Origin of the sequence: Stenotrophomonas sp. YIM B06876 (assembly GCF_030711595.1) — a bacterium.
Taxonomy (GTDB): Bacteria; Pseudomonadota; Gammaproteobacteria; order Xanthomonadales; family Xanthomonadaceae; genus Stenotrophomonas.
In genome coordinates this window covers 1-1,729 of the sequence record NZ_JAUJUJ010000165.1, presented here as the reverse complement: position 1 = coordinate 1,729, position 1,729 = coordinate 1, and the positions used below count along the sequence as shown (strand labels likewise).

1 pseudogene is annotated in these 1,729 nt (G+C 71.7%); it reads right to left on the bottom strand.

Features of this window, described 5'->3' with window-relative positions:
- Positions 1-1,358, bottom strand: a pseudogene (locus QZH66_RS15725) (hypothetical protein); the annotation flags it as partial.
- Between the last annotated feature and the right edge of the window lie 371 nt (positions 1,359-1,729).

Sequence of the window (1,729 nt, the reverse complement as noted above, 5' to 3'; positions counted from 1 at the left end):
GCGGCGACCAGCGCGGTGCGGCCGGGCGCGATCCCGCTGCGATCGCCGCCCATGCGCCGGCTTTCGTCGATCGGCGGCAGCTCCGGCCCGACCCGCGCCAGGTAGATGCGCTCGGCCTGCTGCACCTGCTTGATCAGGCCCAGCGCCTTGTAGGCGAACGGCAATGCGGTATCGGGTCTGCCCTGGCGCAGCTCGCCTTCGGCGCGCCACATCTGGTCCAGCGCCGCTTTCAGCGTGGCGCGGGTCTGCGGGTCGAGCAGGGTGGCCGCTTCGGCGTGGTCGTGGGTGTGGCCGTATTCGGACAGCACGTCGCTGGCGCTGCCGAAGACCGCTGCGCCGTTGCTGTTGTCTGCGGTGCCGTGGTCGTGGTCATGGCCGTCAGCGTCGCGATGCGCGTCGTCGTGGCCGCCGGCTGCCGCCGCGTTGCCGGGCCCATCGCGGGTCGGCGGCGGCTTGGCCGCGCCTTCGCTTTCCTCGCCCAGGAACTGGCCGTAGCGCAGACGCAGAATGCGCTGGTCCACGCCGATGGCGTCGGCGCGATTGACGAAGGCATCGGCCGCAAGCGTGCGCCGCTGTTTCAGCAGCGCCTCGGCATCGATGATGATCTGCCGCTGGCTGCGGAAGTAGGCCGGCATCACTTTCTTGATCGTCCCTTCCAGGTCGCTGCTCTGCAGTTCCTGCTCGCTGGGCAGGCGCAGGATCAGGCTGGCGCTGCGTGCGGTCTGCGGCGTCGGCACGCGGTTGTCCTCGACACTGAGCTGGGCGATCAGGTCATCACCGGGCTGGACCCCGAGGGCGGCCAGGTCCAGCGTGCGCGCGAAGCGGCGTTGCCGGGACGGGCCGCTGCCGGCCAGGGTCACGCGGTGTTCGCGGAAAACGATGTTCTCGCCACTGCCCTGGGCCACGGTGATCTTCAATTGCGCCGAGGCCGCCACGCCGTAGTCGTCGCTGGCTTCGAACAGCAGCGGCCATTGCCGTTGGCCGCTGTCAGCCACCGTGAGCGTGCGTTCGGGTTGCAGCACGCGGATCTGCGGCGCGCGGTCGGGAATCGCGTCGAGCCGCTGCAGCGGGGCCTCGGCCAGTGCCGGAGTGGTGACGATCCGGTACAGCGCCGACCGGTCGAGCCGGTGTTCGCCCACCCATTGGCCGTCCCGCGCGTGCAATGTGACGCTGCGGCCGTCGTGGAAGCGCAGTTCGGCTGTTTGCGGCTGCGGCTCGAAACGCAGCGACCAGCGCAGCCGGCTGCCCTGCGGCGCCGTGGCCGCGAGGCGGTCCTGCTGCAAGGCGGCAATGCCGGTATAGGCCGGGGCGCTGATCGACAGCTGCGCGCGCTNTCGAGCCGGTGTTCGCCCACCCATTGGCCGTCCCGCGCGTGCAATGTGACGCTGCGGCCGTCGTGGAAGCGCAGTTCGGCTGTTTGCGGCTGCGGCTCGAAACGCAGCGACCAGCGCAGCCGGCTGCCCTGCGGCGCCGTGGCCGCGAGGCGGTCCTGCTGCAAGGCGGCAATGCCGGTATAGGCCGGGGCGCTGATCGACAGCTGCGCGCGCTGCAGCCGTGGCGGTGTGGCAGCGGTGGCCGCCGCGGGGCCGCCATCGCGTGCCTGCGGGGCCGGTTCCAGCGGCGGCGACCACAGCCATGCAGCGACGATTGCCGCGATGCCCAGCAGCCACACCGCCAGCAACTGCCGCCATGGCCAACGCGGGCGCAGGTCGGGTGGCGCGGCCTGCAG